This window comes from Rhodoferax sp. P1_F3 (genome assembly GCF_056405715.1).
This window is the reverse complement of record NZ_JBFUBO010000009.1, coordinates 81,277-95,142: the sequence shown is the minus strand read 5'-3', so window position 1 is coordinate 95,142 and position 13,866 is coordinate 81,277. Positions and strand designations below refer to the sequence as shown.

Genomic DNA, 13,866 nt, shown 5'->3' with positions numbered 1-13,866 from the left:
TGCGAATAGTCCGAAAGAGCCATGACGCCAGGCACTACTCTGGGCTTTCTTGAAGATACTCAGCTTTCGTTTTAAGGGAGCTTTCGTATGTTCAAAAAAATCACTGCTGGCGCTCTGCTGGCTGTTACCTTTGCCGCCGCACCGGCCTATGCGGCTGCCGTGCATGATGCCAATCTGTTCACCACCAACACCTTGGCACGCAATGACGATCTGTCCACGGGTCTGGTGTCGCTGGGCTTCAACGTCAATTTCTTTGGCCAGAGCTTCAGCAACCTGTATGTGAACAACAACGGCAACGTGACGTTCAACAGCCCGCTGTCCACCTACACCCCCTTCAACCTGGTGACCACCAACGTGCCCATGCTGGCCCCGTTCTTTGCGGACGTGGATACGCGCAACGCAAGCAGTGGTGTGACCCAGTACGGCCAAGCAGTGCTCGATGGCCACCAGACGTTTGGCGTGAACTGGCTCAATGTGGGCTACTACAACAGCCAGGCAGACAAGACCAACAGCTTTCAGCTCATCGTGACCGACCGCTCGGACACGGGGGCCGGCAACTTTGACTTCCAGTTCAACTACGACAACGTGAGCTGGGAAACCGGCAGTGCCACTTCCAGCGCTGGTGTGAACGGGTTTGGTGGAAACTCGGCCCGCGCAGGCTGGTCCAACGGCACCAACGCCTCCTTTGAACTGGCCGGATCTGCCGTGAATGGCGCCCTATTGAACTCCGGTGGCAATGCCCTGGTGACCCACAGCCTGAACTCCACCATCGATGGCCAGTACAACTTCCAGGTCCGCAACGGCACGGTGGTCCCCTCGGTGCCGGAACCCGAAACCTATGCCATGCTGCTGGCCGGTCTGGGCTTGATAGGTGCAGTCGCCCGCCGCCGCGCGAAGGCCAGCAAGGCCTGATCAGCTTGCTCGCCGTCAGCGCATTGCGCTGACAAAAAAAGGGCTCCCTCGGGAGCCCTTATTCATGGTGATGGCAGTGGCTTACTTCGCGGCTTCAGCCTTCTTCTCCACTGCCTTCTTGGCGTGGTGCTTAACCTTCTTCACCTTCTTTTCAGGTGTGGCCGCAGGCGCTTCCTTGGTGTCCTTCTTGGCTTCCACCTTGGCAGGGGCTGTGGCCGCAGCAGGGGCCGCGGCGGGTGCCTGAGCAAACGCACCTACAGAAATCAAGCCAGCGATCAGGGTTGCGAGAACTTTGTTCATGTCAGTAGCCTTTCAGGTTTTGAGATTCGCTCCAGTGAATCTGGATGCCCTCCCACAACGCTAGCCACGCGCGAATGTTGACCAGTTTGTGTTAACACGGAGTAAAGCTGCAGATTTCACGCCACTTGCTACCATTTCAGGAGCGGCTGGCGCAATATCCACAAGGGCTGGCGGGAAACGCTATTGCTATACTGTTTCGAGTGCAGTACCTGCGCCCTTTCGGGAGCGTTTTGCCGCGTACATGGCTTGGTCTGCTTCCTTGAACAGGCTGTCGATTACCTGGTTCACTCCATTAAATATTGCAAATCCCACGCTCACGCTGGTGGTGTGCGTATGCCCGTCCAGCAGGAAAGGCGGGAGTAGCGCCTCCTCGATCTTCTCGGCCATGGCGCGCGCCCGGTTCTCGGCCTCTTGCACAGACTCACCCAGGTCCGAAATCAGCACCACAAATTCATCACCCCCCAGGCGCGCCACCGTGTCAGTCATGCGCACACAGGTCAGCAGGCGTGCGGCGAGTTGTTGCAGTAGCAGGTCGCCCATGTCGTGACCCAGGTTGTCATTCACCCACTTGAAGTGGTCCAGGTCCAACAACAGCAAGGCGCCCAGCGTTCGGCTACGCGCACTGGCCAAGCGGGCCTGGTTTAAACGGTCCATCAGCAGACGCCGGTTGGGTAACTGGGTCAGTGGGTCACGGAATGCGAAATCAGCGATCTGCTCCTGCGCGAGTTTGCCCTCAGTCACATCCTGATAGGTGCCGGTGACGCGGGTGGCCAAGCCCGCAGCATCGCGTTGTGTGACTTTACCCCGGCTGTGAATCCAGACCCAATACCCATCCCTGTGCTGAACCCGGTAGTCGATCACAAAAGCTTCCACCTGTCCCGCGTCATGGCGCGCACTGGCCGCCAGCCAGGCGGGCACATCCTCTGGATGGACCCGCGCACGCCAGCCAGCCTCGTTGTCCACTGGATCGTTGGGGCCCAGCCCGATGATTTCCTGCGCCCGGGCATTGACCTCCCGTTTGCCGGTGACAAGGTCCACGTCCCACAACCCGAGGTCACCGCCGGCCAGCGCCAGATCCATGCGCTGGGCATGTTTCTTGGCCTCCTTGTCGCGGTCGTGGGTGAGCGCCAGCAGCGCCAATTGTTTTCGCTGCAGCAGATACACAATAAGAAGCAGCAACAGTGCCAGCAACACATACCCTTGGCTGTAAATCAACACCGTACTGCGCCAAGGCGCCAGCAAGCCCCCCATTTCACGACTCACCGCCAACACCAGGGGCTTGTCCATGCCGACTCCCTGAGGGTCGATGGTTCGTATGGCCATCATGCGGTCTTCACCGGTGCTGTAAACAATCCCGGTCATCAGGCTCTCAGTCTGACCACTGTCGAGGTGGCGACTGAACATGGAGCCGGGCACAGCCAGGCTCTTGCCCTCGGTGGCCGGGTTCGGTGGCATGGCCATTAGCACCTTGCCTTCCCCATGCGCCAGCGCGGCACGCATGTCGGGCGCATACAGCACCGAGCGCAGCATCACCGAGAAATACTCGCAGTGACGATGCCGGCAAAGCTGCCATGAGCATCGGTCGATATTTTGGCCAATACAAGGGAGTAAACATTGAGCCGGGTAGTGAAAGGCTCGGACACATACAAGGTGTCAAGTTGTGGACGGTTTTTTGGATTCTGGAAATAGGGTCGTTCGCCGAAGTTGCTGCCCAGCAGCTCGGCACGGTTCGATGCCAGAACATCTCCTTGGGGCCCAATCACCAGCAGGGTGCGCACGCCCGGCATGGCCGCACTCAAGGCCTTGAGCTGGCGCGACCCGGCAACTTGCAGGCCGTCTGGGGCGAAATGCGCCATGTCATTACGCACGCCGTCCAGTGCTGCTCGCACACCAGCCAATTGGCGGCTAATGTTGTCGTCCACCAAGCGGGCCTGGTCCAGCAGGCGCTTGCCCTCGCGCTGCAGCAGGCGTTCGCGCTCATCCACCACCAGAGACACCAGGATCGCCCCCAGTAGCGCCAACAGCATGGTCGCCAGCGCCCACTGAATGCGGTGCTGGTGCCGGGTGGCATGGATCATTTGTTGCATGTCAGGCTCTTGTGGGGCGGTTTGGCGCCGAGTGTACGGGCAGACAGGCCTCATGGGCCGTCAGCCAAGCCCCCGTAGCACCACACACCGCGATCAGCCCCATGCCCACCAGCGACCAATGGTCTGGCACATGGGCAAACAAGAGCCATCCTCCCAGCATGGCAAAGCCGATCTGCGCATACATATAGGGCATGAGGGTGGCCGCCGGGGCGTGCTTAAAGGCCAGGATGAACAGAAAGTGCCCCACGGTGCCCATCACGCCCATCAACAACAAGCCGCCCCACAGCGCGGGTGCCGTGATCTCGGCCCACACCCATGGCAAGGCCAAAGCGGGCAAGATGGCGCCCACCCAGCCGGTGTAGAACTGCATGGTCATGGGGTCTTCGGTACGCGCCATGCGGCTGGTGAGCAGTTGAAAGCCGGCATTCGCCACCACCACGCCCACCGGGAACAGCAGGGCCCAGGTGAAATCCTGGCCACCCGGGCGCACGATGGTCAACGTGCCAATGAAGCCGCCAGTCACCAGCAGCTTGCGCAAAGGCGACACGGTTTCGCGCAGCATACGCGCCGCCAGTAGCGTGACGACCAGGGGCGTGACCAGCACGATGGCCGTGAACTCCCCCACCGGCATGTGCTTGAGGCTGAGAAAGGCCAGCAGGCTGGTGGTGAGCAGCAGCACACCTCGCGCCACATGCAACCCCAGGTGCCGGGTGTACAGCAGCGCTCGCCCGCGCTGGGGGTACACCGCCACGGTGGTGGCCACCGCCTGAAACAGGTAGCGAAACCCGATCGCCACCATCAGCGGAACGCCCAATGACACCCACTTAGTAGTCGTGTCCAGCACCGCAAAACAGGCCATGGCGAGCACGGCCAGGCCAATGCCGGCCAGCGTGTTGGGGCGTGCCGATCCGTTCAAAACGGCATCTTGGGCATGCCCTTCATGCCGCCCAGGCGCTTCATCATCTTCATCATGCCGCCGCCCTTCATCTTCTTCATCATGTCCTGCATCTGCTCAAACTCCTTGAGCATGCGATTGACTTCCTGCACATGCACGCCAGCGCCTGCGGCAATGCGGCGCTTGCGGGTGGCCTTGATGAGGTCGGGCTTGCGGCGCTCCAGCGGTGTCATGCTGTGGATGATGCCTTCCTTGCGCTTGATGTCGCGCTCCGCCTTGTCCATGTCGACCTGACCGGCCTTGGCCGCCATGGCAGCGGGCAGCTTGTCCATGAGGCTGGAGAGCCCGCCCATCTGCTTCATCTGCTGGATCTGGGACAGGAAATCGTTCAAATCGAACCCGCCACCGCTCTTGACCTTGTCGGCCAGCTTCTTCGCGGCTTCGATGTCCACGCCGGCGGTGACCTGCTCCACCAGCGCGACGATGTCGCCCATGCCGAGGATGCGGCCCGCATGGCGCTCGGCGTCAAACACCTCCAGACCGTCGAGCTTTTCGCTGGTACCGGCAAACTTGATGGGCGCGCCGGTGACCTGGCGCACCGACAGCGCCGCACCGCCACGCGAATCGCCATCGGTCTTGGTCAAGATGATGCCGGTCAGCGGCAGCGCTTCCTTGAAGGCCTTGGCGGTGTTCACCGCATCCTGGCCCTGCATGGCGTCCACCACGAACAGCGTCTCCACCGGATTCAGCGCGGCGTGCAGGTTTTTGATTTCCAGCATCAGCGCTTCGTCAATCGCCAGACGGCCTGCTGTATCGACCAGCAGCACGTCGAAGAAATGTTTTTTGGCGTAGTCCAGCGCCGCGCGGCCAATGTCCACGGGGTTCTGGTCCGGCGTGGACGGAAACCATTCGGCACCGGCCTGGGCCGTCACGGTCTTGAGCTGTTCAATGGCAGCGGGGCGGTACACGTCACCGGACACCGTCAGCACCTTCTTCTTGCGCTTTTCGATCAGGTGCTTGGCCAGTTTGGCCGTCGTCGTGGTTTTACCGGCGCCCTGCAAACCCGCCATCAGAATCACGGCGGGTGGCTGCGCGGCGAGGTTGATATCACTCACCCCCTCGCCCATGGTGGCCGCCAGCTCGCGGTTCACGATGCTGACCAGCACCTGGCCGGGTTGCAGCGACCCCAGCACTTCCTGGCCCAAGGCCTTGTCTTTCACGCGGGCAATGAAGTCACGGACCACCGGCAAGGCCACATCGGCCTCCAGCAGTGCCATGCGCACCTCGCGCAGCATGTCGGTCACATTGCTCTCGGTGATGCGGCCTTGGCCGCGCAGGTCTTTGACGAGGCGGGAGAGTTTGTCGGTGAGGGCGGAAGCCATAAGACGTATTCCGGCTGGCGGAACCTGTGGTGAAGGCCAGCCGGGGGCTGGCAGGGAGCAAAACGCTAAACTGTGGACATGATTTTAGCCAGTGCGTCCCCCACCAGCCTGACCCTGTCGGTTTTGGCAGCCAGCGCCTATGCCTGGCCAGCGCTGCGCGCGCGCATCCTGTCCGCCCAGACCGCCCGTGCCTGGGTGGCGGTGGCCTGGTTGCTGCACGGTGCCGCCTTGGCCTGGAGCCTGTTCGGTGAAAGCCCGCACTTTGGCTTTGCACCGGCGCTGTCGGTCACGGCCTGGCTGGTAGCCGCGGTCTACGGCGTAGAAAGCCAGGTGTTCCCACAACTGGAAACCCGCTGGGCACTGGCGGCCGTGGGCTCGGCGGCCGTGCTGCTGGCCTGCATATTCCCTGGTGCCAGCCTGGTCGCCACTGCATCGGTGTGGCTGCCGGTGCATCTGGCGTTTGGCGTGGCCTGCTACGGCCTGTTCGGCACCGCGGTGGTCCACGCCTGGTTCATGACGCGGGCCGAAGCCCGCATCCGCCAGGCGGCTGACCCCCACAGCGGGCTGCCACTGCTGACGCTGGAACGCCTGACCTACCGCCTGGTCGGCGCAGGCTTTGTCCTGCTGACCATCACACTGGCTGTAGGTTACTGGTTTGGCGATGTGGTGTATGGCGCCACCCATGCATGGCACTGGGACCACAAGACCGTGTTCTCGCTGCTGTCGTGGATCACCTTTGCCGTGCTGCTGGTCGGGCGTGCGCAATTCGGCTGGCGCGGCAAGCGTGCCGTGGGTGTGCTGTACGCAGGCTCGGTGTTGCTGTTTCTGGCCTATGTGGGCTCGCGCTTTGTGATGGAAATCATTCTCGGGCGGGTCGCGTGAAATACCTGCTCGTTTTCCTGGTCGTCTTTGTGGTGGCCTGGCGTTGGCGCAGTGCACGGGATGGGCAGCACCAAAGCCGCGTTCAGCAAAAAGCCGCGCGGCTGTCGCAACCCACCGCCATGGTGGCCTGCCTCCGCTGCAGCGTGCACCTGCCTGAGCACGATGCCGTGCAAGGCGCACACGGTAGCTACTGCAGCGCGGCCCACCGCGCCGCCGCCGAAAGCTGATGCCCACCGCCCACCCCGAACACTCCTGGTTTGGCCCCGCCCTGGAAGTAGGGCCGCCCCAGGAGGGGCACGACGACACCCAGGAATTCGCCCGCTTGTGGCAGGGGTTCATGACGGCACGCCTGACGCTAGGCGTGGTATTACTGGTGCTGCAAAGCGTGTTGTACGCCAGTGGCAACGCCCACAGCAAGGCCTTGGTGGGGGTAAGCGTTGCCTACTTCATCGGCACGTTGGTGGCTCGGGTGTTTGCGCGACCACGCCCCCTGGGACAGGCTTTCAACCGCGCCTGGGGCGTGCTAATCGGGCTGGACGTGCTCGCTTTTTCTGCCATGCAGCTGCTGCAGGGCAACACCCTTAACTACACCCCCTTGTTCGCGCTGCCGATTCTGCTGGCCTCGGTGCTGGGGTCGTTGCGTCTGGCGCTGGGCACTGCGGCCGGTGTCACCATGCTGCTACTGGGCGCCACGCTGTGGACGTATTTGTCCAGCCCGGCCGATGCCACGCCCTACCTGGTGCAAGCCGCCCTCAGCGGTGCGGGCTACTTTGTGATTGCGCTGCTGGCGCACCAGCTGTCGTCGCGGCTGGTCAGCGCGGGCAAGCGCGCACGCCTGAGCCAGCTGGCGGCCAATGTGCAGCGGCAAGTGAACGAACTAGTGATTGAAGCACTGCCCGATGGCGTGATGATTGTGGACAACGCGGGCAATGTGCGCGCAGCCAACCCCGCCGCCCGCACATTGCTGGGCACGCCCGTGGCCCTGCGCGCCAACACCTTTGACCTCAAGGGCGAACCCGCTTGGCACGCCCTGCTGCAGCTCACACGCCTGAGCATGGGCACCGGACGCGGCCAGCAGGCCGAAATCACCATTCGCCATGAGGGCGCCGGACCACGCCGCGTGTTGGCACGCACACGGCTGGCAGCGCCCCAGGGCATTGGCCATGAAAGTCTGTGTGTGCTGTTTCTGCAAGACCAGCGCGAGCAGGAGGCCCGCTTGCGCACTGAAAAACTGGCCAGCATGGGCCGCCTGTCCACGGCCGTGGCGCATGAAATTCGCAATCCGCTGGCCGCCATTGCCCAGGCCAACGCACTCTTGGACGAGGACATCACCGACCCGCGGCAGAAGAAACTCACGGCCATGGTGGGCCAGAACGCCAAGCGTCTGGAGAAAATTGTGGACGACATTCTGAATGTCTCCCGCATCCGCGGCTCCGGCCCGCTATTGCAACCGGGCGCCGTTTTGCTCAATGAATTGGTGCACCGTATCGCAACCGACTGGGCCACCCAAAATGGCCTGGGTGCGCTTCTGCAGATTCGACTGACCGAACACGCTGCTTGGGTGCGTTTTGATGCCGACCACCTGCGACAAGTCCTAATCAACCTGCTGGACAACGCGCGCCGCTACGCCAGCAAACATGTGGGCAGCATCCAGGTGCTGACTGTGGTGCAGGCACAAGCCAGCAGCGTGTCTGTGTGGAGCGACGGCGCGCCCATGGACCAGTCCGTGCAGCGCCACTTGTTCGAGCCCTTCTTTTCTTCCGAGAGCCGTTCCAGTGGACTGGGCCTGTACATCTGCCGGGAACTCTGCGAACGCCACGGTGCGTCACTCAGCTACCAGCGCAGCCCGCAAGACCTGGAAGGCGTCACCACAGAAGGCAATGAATTCGTGGTCGCACTGGCCCTTCCCGAGTCCTCGGCGCCGCAGGACAATACCGATACACCATGGCAAACCACCCTGTACTGAGCGACGCCCGCATTCTCGTCATCGACGATGAGCCGGATTTGCGCACCCTGTATGAACTCACCCTGCTGCGCGAAGGCTACCGCGTGGAAACCGCGGGCACCGTGCAGGACGCCAAGGACCAGCTGGCCCAGCAGCGCTTCGATGCCGTGATCACCGACATGCGTCTGCCTGATGGGCTGGGCACCGACATCCTGAGTCAATTGCGTGCCGAGCAGCGTACCGAGCGCTGCATTGTCATCACCGCCTACGGCTCGGCGGAGAACGCGGTGGAATCCCTCAAGGCTGGGGCGTTTGACTACCTGACCAAGCCGGTGGACCTGAAACAGTTTCGCAGTGCGGTAGCCAATGCGCTACAGGGCGTCTCGTCCAATGCACCCTCAGCAACAGGAGCCAAACCCACTGCAACCAAAATCTGCAACACTGCCTTGCACCCATCAGGCCTCGCTACACTGGACCGTCTGGCCGGCACTTCGGCCACCATGCAAAGTGTGAAAGAGCGCATTGTCAAAGTAGCGCGCAGCATGGCGCCGGTACTGGTACGCGGTGAATCGGGCACCGGCAAGGAGCTGGTGGCCAGAGCCGTGCATGCCAACAGCCACCGTTCCACGGGTCCGTGGGTCGCTGTCAACTGCAGCGCCATTCCCGAGAACCTGATGGAGGCCGAGTTTTTTGGCGCCCGCAAAGGTGCGTACACCGGGGCTATGCAGGACCGCAGCGGTTTTTTCCAGGCGGCACACGGTGGCACCCTGTTTCTGGACGAGATTGGTGATCTGCCTCTGGCCATGCAATCCAAGCTGCTGCGTGCCATCCAGGAGCGTAATGTGCGCCCCCTGGGCTCGCACCAGGAGGAGGCCGTGGATGTGCGCATCGTCAGCGCCACCCACAAGGATCTGAGCGCCGAAGTCCAGGCGGGGCGCTTTCGCCAGGATTTGTTTTACCGCCTGAATGTCATCGACATTTATATCCCACCGCTGCGAGAGCGCTGCGAGGATTTGCCGGCCCTGTGTGGCGCCTTGTTGTCGCGCATCGCGCAGGAGTCCGGCTCGGCCGTTGCACAGCTGTCACCCCATGCCATGGATCAGCTTGCACAACTTCCCCTGCAGGGGAATGTCCGCGAACTGGAAAACCTGCTGCACCGCGCGGTGGCGCTCTCCGACGGCACCGTGCTGGAGCTGGACTCCCACCCTCTTGCCACAAGCCCGATCCCGTTACGCACAGATGATGCACCGGCCACGTCAAAGCAGGCACTGCAAGCGGTTGCGCCCATCCATCCTGTCGCCGCGACCGTAGAGATCCCCGACGACCTGCAAGGCCATCTGGATAAGCAAGAACGTGAAATCCTGGTGCGTACTCTCAAAGAGACGCGCTACAACCGCACAGTGGCAGCGCAGCGGCTGGGCATCAGCCTGCGCCAGATCCGCTATCGCATGGCACGCCTTCAGATCGACGTGCCCCATGCTTCGGATGAAGCACCTGATGCCTGAGCCACACGCGTCAATCTGGCAGAACGGCTGGTACCGTTTTGCGCACCGACAGGAGTCACCGAACTTCGGCCCACGCCCGGCCGCCGCCCAGGTAGATTTGATCGTGCTGCACTCCATCAGCCTGCCACCGGGCCAGTACGGCACCGGCCAAGTGCAACGCCTGTTCACCAACACGCTGGACTGGAATGCACACCCATACTTCAAAAGCATTGAAGGGATGCAGGTTTCTGCCCACTTTTTTGTGCAGCGCAACGGAGATATCTGGCAGTTTGTGAGCTGTGACGCCCGTGCTTGGCACGCCGGCGTTTCCCACTACCGCGGCAAAGACAACTGCAACGACGACTCCATTGGTATTGAGCTGGAAGGACTGGAAGGGCACACCTTCGAGTCGGCTCAATACGAGGCCTTGCAGGCCTTGTGCCCTGCCATTGCCCAACACTACCCAATCCAATACATCGCGGGGCACGAACACATCGCACCAGGACGCAAAGCCGACCCGGGACCGGGCTTTGAATGGACACGGCTGCACAAAAGCCTAGGGCTTCCAACCTCAAGCTTTCCGGCCGACACCAACAGTTTGGTAACAAAATAAAAATATTTCGGTGCTGTTTGGTGTCCCCGCAAAGTACGCGGCCGTACACACCAAAGCGGCGCACACAGCAGCCATGCGCCTCGTAAGGGCAAATGCCCCCAGGAGGCGCGTCAAATGGCGCTGTAGATCCGAAAAAGCCCATCTAGCAAGGGCTTGCGATTGTGGCCCTGCAGCCCCCCTGCAAACTGCCGTAGCCGCACCACCACACAAGCACGCGGTACACTACCGGTAGTGGCTTGTCACCACCCCAGACCCCAGATATAGTGTGCGCTGGTGAAGACGCACACTGACGAATTCGACCCCTACAGCGCCAGCCGGCGGGTCACCAGACGCACATAAAAACACTGATTTAGACGAGGAAATCATGCAATCCATTTCTACCGTAACCTCCACCCCCACAGCCACTCTGCTGACCGCGCACAGCACGGCCGCCGCAGAAGGTGGCGCGGTCAACACCTTGGCCCATTACCAGATCATTCGCCGCAATGGCGCCGTGGTTCCGTTCGAGCCCAACAAAATCGCCGTTGCTCTGATGAAGGCCTTTCTGGCCGTGCACGGCACCCAGGGTGCGGCCTCGGCCAGCGTGCGCGAAACCGTGGACGGTTTGACCCAGCAAGTGATCCGCGCGCTGATGCGCTCGCGTCCCGGAGGCGGCACCTTCCCGATTGAAGACGTGCAAGACCAGGTGGAACTGGGCCTGATGCGCGGCGGCCACCACGAAATCGCCCGCGCCTATGTGCTGTACCGCGAACGCCGCACCCAGGAGCGCGCCAAGCAAGTCGCGCAGGCAAAACCTGCCGCACCGGTCATCCATGTACTGGAAGCCGGTCAGCGTGTGGCGCTGGACCTGGACCGCCTCCAGTCCCGCATTGAAACCGCATGCTCGGGTTTGGGCGCAGATGTCAAAGCCGACCCCATCGTGGCCGAAACCATGCGCAACCTGTACGACGGCGTGCCCATGGACGAGGTGTACAAGGCCTCCATCCTGGCGGCCCGTACCCTGATTGAAAAAGACCCGGACTACACCTACGCCACAGCGCGCCTGTTGTTCCACACGATTTCCCGTGAGGTGCTGGGACGCGACGTAGCCCAGGCCGACATGCAAGAGGCCTATGCCGATTACTTCCCAGGTTTTATCAAGCGCGGTGTGGACGCCGAGTTGCTGGACGAGAAGCTGCTGCAGTTTGACCTGAAGCGCCTGGGCGCCGCCGTCAAGGCCAGCCGCGACCTGCAATTTGATTACCTCGGCCTGCAGACGCTGTATGACCGCTACTTCCTGCACGAAGGCAAAACCCGCATCGAACTGCCCCAGGCCTTCTTCATGCGCGTGGCCATGGGCCTGTCGCTGGGCGAGATTGACCGCGAAGCCCGTGCCATCCAGTTCTACGAAGTGCTGTCCAGCTTCGACTTCATGTCCAGCACGCCCACGTTGTTCAACAGCGGTACGCTGCGCTCGCAGCTGTCCAGCTGCTACCTGACCACCGTGCCAGATGACCTGGACGGCATCTACGAGTCCATCAAGGAAAACGCCCTGCTGTCCAAATTTGCGGGCGGCCTGGGTAACGACTGGACCCGCGTGCGCGCACTGGGCTCCCACATCAAGGGCACCAACGGCGAATCCCAAGGCGTGGTTCCTTTCCTCAAGGTGGTGAACGACACCGCCGTGGCCGTGAACCAAGGCGGAAAGCGCAAGGGCGCGGTGTGCACTTACCTGGAAACCTGGCACCTGGACATCGAAGAGTTTCTGGAGCTGCGCAAGAACACCGGCGACGACCGCCGCCGTACGCACGACATGAACACGGCCAACTGGATCCCCGATCTGTTCATGCGCCGTGTGATGGAGAAAGGCAGCTGGACCCTGTTCTCGCCCTCCAACGTACCCGACCTGCACGACCTGTTTGGCGCCGACTTCGAAAAAGCCTATGTGGCCTACGAAGCCAAGGCCGCACGCGGCGAGATCAAGCCTTCGCGCACCGTCGAGGCCGCCGACCTGTGGCGCAAGATGCTCACCATGTTGTTTGAAACCGGCCATCCCTGGATCACGTTCAAGGACGCCTGCAACGTGCGCTCGCCCCAGCAGCACGCTGGTGTGGTGCACTCTTCTAACCTGTGCACCGAGATCACGCTCAATACCTCGGACACCGAAACCGCGGTCTGCAACCTGGGCTCGGTGAACCTGCGCCAGCATTTGAAAGACGGCGAGAACGGCAAGACTTTAGACCACGACAAGCTCAAGCGCACCATCTCCACGGCCATGCGCATGCTGGACAACGTGATCGACATCAACTACTACGCGGTCAAGAAGGCACGTGATTCGAACATGCGCCACCGCCCCGTAGGCCTGGGCGTCATGGCCTTCCAGGACAGCCTGTACGCGCTGCGCATTCCTTACGCCAGCGACGCTGCCGTGCAGTTTGCCGACGAATCCATGGAAGCCATCAGCTACTACGCCTACTGGGCTTCCACAGAGTTGGCCCGCGAGCGCGGCCAGTACTCCAGCTTTAAGGGTTCGCTGTGGGACAAGGGCATCCTGCCACCCGACACCCTGGACATGCTGGCCCAAGCCCGTGGCGGCTATGTGGAAGTGGACCGCTCCTCCACCCTGGACTGGGATGCTCTTCGCAAGAAGATCGCTGCCGACGGCATGCGCAACTCCAACTGTGTGGCCATCGCCCCCACCGCCACCATCTCCAACATCATTGGTGTGGACGCCTCCATCGAACCCTGCTTCGGCAACCTGTCGGTGAAGTCCAACCTGTCGGGCGAGTTCACCGTCATCAACAGCTACCTGGTGCGCGACCTCAAGGCCTTGGGCCTGTGGGATGACGTGATGGTGATGGACCTGAAACACTTCGATGGTTCGCTGAGCCCCATCGACCGCGTACCCCAAGAGATCAAACAACTCTACGCCACCGCCTTTGAAGTGGAAACCCGTTGGTTGGTGGAAGCGGCAGCACGTCGCCAGAAATGGATTGACCAGGCGCAATCGCTGAACATCTACATGGCAGGCGCATCGGGCAAGAAGCTCGACGAGACCTACAAGCTGGCCTGGTTGCGTGGTCTTAAGACCACCTACTACCTCCGCACCATGTCCGCCACCCACGCGGAGAAATCCACTGTGACGGCAGGCCGCATGAACGCAGTGTCCTCGGGCAACGATGCGCAAGGCTCCACCAAAATGTCCAGCGCCTTGGAGGCAGCTGCCGCTGCAGCACACGCACAGATGGAACTGACCAGCAATGCGGCGACCGACATCAAGTTCTGCGGCGTGGATGACCCCACCTGCGAGTCCTGCCAGTAAAAAGAGAGGCGCATCGCAACTGACATTGCGATGCTACAGAGCAACACAAATGGGCAGTGAAATGC

Annotated in this window: 12 protein-coding genes; 7 read left to right on the top strand and 5 right to left on the bottom strand. The window is 61.9% G+C overall.

Annotated elements, in window-relative coordinates; translation table 11 throughout:
• Positions 1-87: 87 nt before the first annotated feature.
• The gene (locus AC1DZ5_RS15580) at positions 88-912 is read left to right on the top strand and encodes a nidogen-like domain-containing protein (RefSeq protein WP_477890627.1); all 825 of its coding nucleotides are present in this window, start codon (positions 88-90) and stop codon (positions 910-912) included.
• A gap of 81 nt (positions 913-993) precedes the next feature.
• Here the strand turns inward: AC1DZ5_RS15580 and AC1DZ5_RS15575 are convergent, their stop codons facing one another.
• From AC1DZ5_RS15575 to ffh, 5 genes are all read right to left on the bottom strand, one after another.
• Positions 994-1,212, bottom strand: coding sequence for a hypothetical protein (locus AC1DZ5_RS15575; RefSeq protein ID WP_477890625.1), 219 nt, complete (start codon positions 1,210-1,212; stop codon positions 994-996).
• A 186-nt stretch (positions 1,213-1,398) separates the two neighbouring features.
• Positions 1,399-2,742 carry a diguanylate cyclase domain-containing protein gene (locus tag AC1DZ5_RS15570; protein ID WP_477890867.1) on the bottom strand — a complete coding sequence of 448 codons (1,344 nt, stop codon included), beginning with the start codon at positions 2,740-2,742 and terminating at the stop codon, positions 1,399-1,401.
• Complete coding sequence (locus tag AC1DZ5_RS15565; RefSeq protein ID WP_477890623.1) at positions 2,742-3,299, bottom strand: PDC sensor domain-containing protein; 558 nt, start codon at positions 3,297-3,299, stop codon at positions 2,742-2,744. Before AC1DZ5_RS15565 ends, AC1DZ5_RS15570 begins: the two co-directional genes overlap by 1 nt.
• A 1-nt stretch (position 3,300) precedes the next feature.
• Entirely contained in the window at positions 3,301-4,215 is a 915-nt protein-coding gene (locus tag AC1DZ5_RS15560) for a DMT family transporter (protein ID WP_477890621.1), read from the bottom strand.
• On the bottom strand, positions 4,212-5,576 hold the full coding sequence (ffh, locus tag AC1DZ5_RS15555; RefSeq protein WP_477890619.1) for a signal recognition particle protein: 1,365 nt from the start codon (positions 5,574-5,576) through the stop codon (positions 4,212-4,214). The genes AC1DZ5_RS15560 and ffh overlap by 4 nt, the downstream gene beginning before the upstream one ends.
• Before the next feature lie 78 nt (positions 5,577-5,654).
• On the opposite strand from ffh, the gene AC1DZ5_RS15550 reads away from it, so the two are divergent.
• From AC1DZ5_RS15550 to AC1DZ5_RS15525, 6 genes are all read left to right on the top strand, one after another.
• Positions 5,655-6,458 (top strand): cytochrome C assembly family protein, encoded by an 804-nt coding sequence (locus AC1DZ5_RS15550; RefSeq protein WP_477890617.1) that lies wholly within the window; start codon positions 5,655-5,657, stop codon positions 6,456-6,458.
• The gene (locus tag AC1DZ5_RS15545; protein WP_477890615.1) at positions 6,455-6,685 is read left to right on the top strand and encodes a PP0621 family protein; all 231 of its coding nucleotides are present in this window, start codon (positions 6,455-6,457) and stop codon (positions 6,683-6,685) included. Before AC1DZ5_RS15550 ends, AC1DZ5_RS15545 begins: the two co-directional genes overlap by 4 nt.
• Positions 6,685-8,424, top strand: coding sequence for a sensor histidine kinase (locus AC1DZ5_RS15540; RefSeq protein WP_477890613.1), 1,740 nt, complete (start codon positions 6,685-6,687; stop codon positions 8,422-8,424). Before AC1DZ5_RS15545 ends, AC1DZ5_RS15540 begins: the two co-directional genes overlap by 1 nt.
• Positions 8,403-9,908: a sigma-54-dependent transcriptional regulator gene (locus tag AC1DZ5_RS15535; RefSeq protein ID WP_477890611.1), complete on the top strand. Its 1,506-nt coding sequence runs from the start codon at positions 8,403-8,405 to the stop codon at positions 9,906-9,908. The genes AC1DZ5_RS15540 and AC1DZ5_RS15535 overlap by 22 nt, the downstream gene beginning before the upstream one ends.
• Positions 9,901-10,500, top strand: a complete 600-nt coding sequence (gene ampD, locus AC1DZ5_RS15530; protein WP_477890609.1) for a 1,6-anhydro-N-acetylmuramyl-L-alanine amidase AmpD — start codon at positions 9,901-9,903, stop codon at positions 10,498-10,500. Before AC1DZ5_RS15535 ends, ampD begins: the two co-directional genes overlap by 8 nt.
• A gap of 364 nt (positions 10,501-10,864) precedes the next feature.
• Positions 10,865-13,801 (top strand): ribonucleoside-diphosphate reductase subunit alpha, encoded by a 2,937-nt coding sequence (locus AC1DZ5_RS15525; RefSeq protein WP_477890607.1) that lies wholly within the window; start codon positions 10,865-10,867, stop codon positions 13,799-13,801.
• Positions 13,802-13,866: the final 65 nt, after the last annotated feature.